The sequence below is a fragment of the Bradyrhizobium lablabi genome, from assembly GCF_001440475.1.
In the GTDB taxonomy this organism is placed as follows: Bacteria; Pseudomonadota; Alphaproteobacteria; order Rhizobiales; family Xanthobacteraceae; genus Bradyrhizobium; species Bradyrhizobium lablabi.
Map to the genome: position 1 here is coordinate 1 of NZ_LLYB01000016.1, position 3,683 is coordinate 3,683.

Genomic DNA, 3,683 nt, shown 5'->3' on the forward strand with positions numbered 1-3,683 from the left:
CATATCCGGGCCGCACCACAACTCCACGAGCTGCCGGCGTCCGCACCACGGTCCTGCCGGCGACCACGCCACCGCGCGGCCCGACCGCCACGCCGCCACGGCGCACGGCGGCGCGAACCTCGATCAAGTCATCGTTCGCTGCCGTGGCGTGGATTGCGAGCGCAGCACTTGGGGTTGGATTTAGCGCGGATGAAGATGTGGATGTTGCTGCGAGGCCACCAACGCCAAGTGTGACAGCGAGTGCGATTGAGCCAAACGATTTCCGTATATGACAAGGATAGATTCTTCTTGCTGGCAGCATTGTTAGCTCCCTTTGTTATTCCAGCGCTGCGGGCCTTTCGGCAGCGTTACGTCAGCCCTCTTGTCCTGATTTCCGGCAACCAAGGCGCTTCTATTTCTCGTTGAAATTCAACGATAAGCCAAATCTGTCTCCCTGTGACGTCCAGTTTGTGCCAAAAGATCTGGCGTCAGCTTTCATCGGCTGGCTTCCGGTGCCTTTGAGATAAATCAACGACACGTCTCGCGACGCAATGCCGCAAGCCATGCGGAGCCGATCAGCTTTGAAGGCACGCGCAACCGCGCCACATTGATTGCGCGAAGATCATCCAGCTTTGAGAAGCTTGTCCGTTCCGAAGGGAGGCAGGCACGATGGGGCAGTTCGCTGCACTCCGCACGCAGAAGATCGAAGGCTTCGAAGAGCTCAACGAAGTCGTCGTCGGAACACGCCGCGAGATCGTGCAGCTCGAGCGCGGCAAGATCGCCGGCGAACTCAGTCACGCCTCGATCGGGGATCTGCCGATCGACATGGCAACCTTCAATCTTGGCTTCAGGTCGAACGGCAACTGCTCGAAAGACCGTTTCGGAATCGGCATGTTGGCCGGAAGCGGCAACCGGGTAACACAGTCGTCCTACGAATCGCATCCCGGCGACGTGCTGGTGATGGAGCCGGGCGGCGAGTTCGAGAACCGGTACTATGGCGGCGCTTCGATCATTGTAGTCTTGCTATCGCCAACCGACATCGAGGCATCGCTGGGTGCGGAGGGACCGGTCGGCGACCCTGCGACGTGGACAAGCGGCCATTTCAAGGGCACTGCAGAAACGGTAGGCCGCGTGATTCCACGGCTGCAATCGCTGCTTGGCCGGCTCGGCGATACGCCGCTGACGGCAGAATCCGCCGAGTTCTGGAAGCGCGCGGCGATCGAGGCAGTCACTGCCAATATCGTCGCGGGAATGCCGTCAGAACGCGACGGTCGCCTTCCCTCCGCGCTGAGGATCGCGCGGCAGGTCGAGGAATATCTGGACGCACAGCCAACCGAGCCTGTCCACATTTCTCAGATTTGCAGCCAACTCCACGTGTCGCGACGTACATTGCATCGCGCGTTTCACGAGGCTCTCGGTGTCGGTCCGATCGCCTTCCTGCGCGGCCGGCGGCTCTGCGCTGTTCACACCGCCCTGCGCATGTCGCAGGACATCCGAACGATCTCGGACATCGCCGTGCAATATGGTTTCCAGAACCTCGGCCGGTTTTCCGGCTACTACCGCGAGCTGTTCGGCGAATACCCGTCCCAAACGCGCCAGCGGCACCGGCCGCAGCTTGATCTGGCACAGGGACAAATCAGCTAGATGTTGTGTCCAGCCATTCGCGCAAAAATATTCCGCTTTCTGAACAAGCGGGCGGCAAAGATGCAAACCTCGGGCGATGAGCGCCGCGAGATCGCCCCCTCACACTCAGTCGTCATCGCCCGGCTCGCCGCTTCCGCTAAAAGTGCGGATTGCTTCGCGCCGCTCGCAATGACGCTGATGGGCCGCGGCGTATAACACATCGAATGCGCGCAGCATGACACCCAAAAACAAAAACGGCGGGAATTACCCCGCCGTCTTCAAAACCGATCATCAGAAAGATGAACCTACAGCATTCCCATATCGAGCATGCCCGGCAATTGCGCGAGCGGTAGCGCGGCGACGCCGACGAGCGTGGCGACCAGCGCGGCGAGCCTGCGGTTGCTGTGACGCTTGCCGCGCATCTGGCTCGCGATCCACTCCAGCACCTGGGTATCGATATTGGCGGCCTTGGTCGGCGCCCAGCTCTCGATGTCGGTATCGGGCGACAGCGCGACCGTGCGCGGCGGCACCGGCAGGCCGGACTCGGAGGCCGCATGGTGAGCGACCGCCTTGGCCAGGAGATCGTCGAAACGGCCGTCGTCGGTGCGCTCCGCGGCGGCGTCGCTGATTTCGAACAACGCTTCGATTTCAGCGCGGCTCACCGGCTGATGCTCGACCGCGCTCACGGTCAGGATGCGCGCGCACCAGGCGGCGTCATCGGCGTCGAGCGCGCGGGAGAAATGGATGCGGCCCTTCGTCGTTGGGCCCTCGCCGGTGATCACGCCGTCGCGCACGATGGTGAGTGCATGAGCGGCCGTCTTGCGGCAGGATGGTTCAAGGGATGTTTCAGCGGCTACAGCCGTCACGGCAGACATAGTTGCACTTCTCAATTTCAATTCCACACCAGCATTTCCATGCCGGGCATGAACGGGCGGTTAACGATTGGAAACTCGCGATCCGAGATTTTTAGATGGTTGCCAATTGGTCGCTGTGAGGTTGGTCACGGTTCAGCGAAAGCACCCTCGGGTGCAAAGCGGTCCGGCGTGATGCGGGCGATAAACGGCAATATCGGGGCAGAGGAGGCAGAAAAGTGGAATAGCCTTGGAAACATCGAGGTCAAACAACAAGGTGATGGGGGCTCACGGCCCGCTCAAATACCGGCGAGTTCTTTTCGCCGCGGAGGCGCGGACCAAAAGAAGATGCTAGAAGTTCCACCCTTGCGGAGAAGGATCTCACCTTTTGCGCGAAGCTGTTCACTTAACCCTTTCACAGTCCTATAATCTTAAAGACAAATTCCCCTGTAAGTTGAATAACATGAGGTGAAACCATGGCACTCCAGATTGGCGCAACCGCCCCTGATTTCGAAGCCGAGACCACGGAAGGAAAAGTTAAATTCCACGACTGGATCGGCAGCAGCTGGGCGCTGTTGTTCTCGCACCCGAAGGACTTCACGCCGGTTTGCACCACCGAACTCGGCGCTCTCGCAAAATTGAAGCCGGAATTCGACAAGCGCGGCGTCAAGCTGATGGGCCTGAGCGTCGATCCCGTCGACCGGCACGCCAAGTGGTCGGAGGACATCCAGGAGACGCAAGGTGCGGCGCCGAACTATCCGATGATCGGCGACATCGATTACAACGTCTCCAAGCTCTACGACATGCTGCCGGCCTCGACCTCGGGCGATCCGCTGACGCGTACGCCCGCCGACAACCAGACCGTCCGCAACGTCTTCATCATCGGACCGGACAAGAAGATCAAGCTGGTGCTGGTCTATCCGATGACCACGGGCCGCAATTTCGCGGAAATCCTGCGCGTGATCGACTCCCTGCAGATGACGGCCAAGCATCGCGTCGCGACGCCGGCAGACTGGAAACAGGGCGAGGACGTGATCATTGCGGGCTCGGTGTCCGACGACGAGGCGAAGACGATCTACCCGGCCGGCTGGAAGGCGCCGAAGCCGTATATCCGGATCGTGCCGCAGCCCAAATAACGAAGGACACTCCGTAGGGTGGGCAAAGCGCAGCGTGCCCACCACTACTTGCGTCACTCTTGATGGTGGGCACGGCGCAAATGCGCCTTTGCCC

The 3,683-nt window shown here is 60.6% G+C and carries 3 protein-coding genes; 2 read left to right on the plus strand and 1 reads right to left on the minus strand.

Annotated features, from left to right (window positions below):
• The first annotated feature begins 648 nt into the window (after positions 1 to 648).
• Complete coding sequence (locus tag CQ14_RS00135; protein WP_057855940.1) at positions 649 to 1,623, plus strand: helix-turn-helix domain-containing protein; 975 nt, start codon at positions 649 to 651, stop codon at positions 1,621 to 1,623.
• 284 nt (positions 1,624 to 1,907) lie between these two features.
• Here the strand turns inward: CQ14_RS00135 and CQ14_RS00145 are convergent, their stop codons facing one another.
• On the minus strand, positions 1,908 to 2,477 hold the full coding sequence (locus CQ14_RS00145) for a hypothetical protein (RefSeq protein ID WP_057855942.1): 570 nt from the start codon (positions 2,475 to 2,477) through the stop codon (positions 1,908 to 1,910).
• A 452-nt stretch (positions 2,478 to 2,929) separates the two neighbouring features.
• Here CQ14_RS00145 and CQ14_RS00150 point away from each other — a divergent pair, with 452 nt between their 5' ends.
• Positions 2,930 to 3,589 (plus strand): peroxiredoxin, encoded by a 660-nt coding sequence (locus CQ14_RS00150; protein ID WP_057855943.1) that lies wholly within the window; start codon positions 2,930 to 2,932, stop codon positions 3,587 to 3,589.
• Positions 3,590 to 3,683 lie beyond the last annotated feature (94 nt).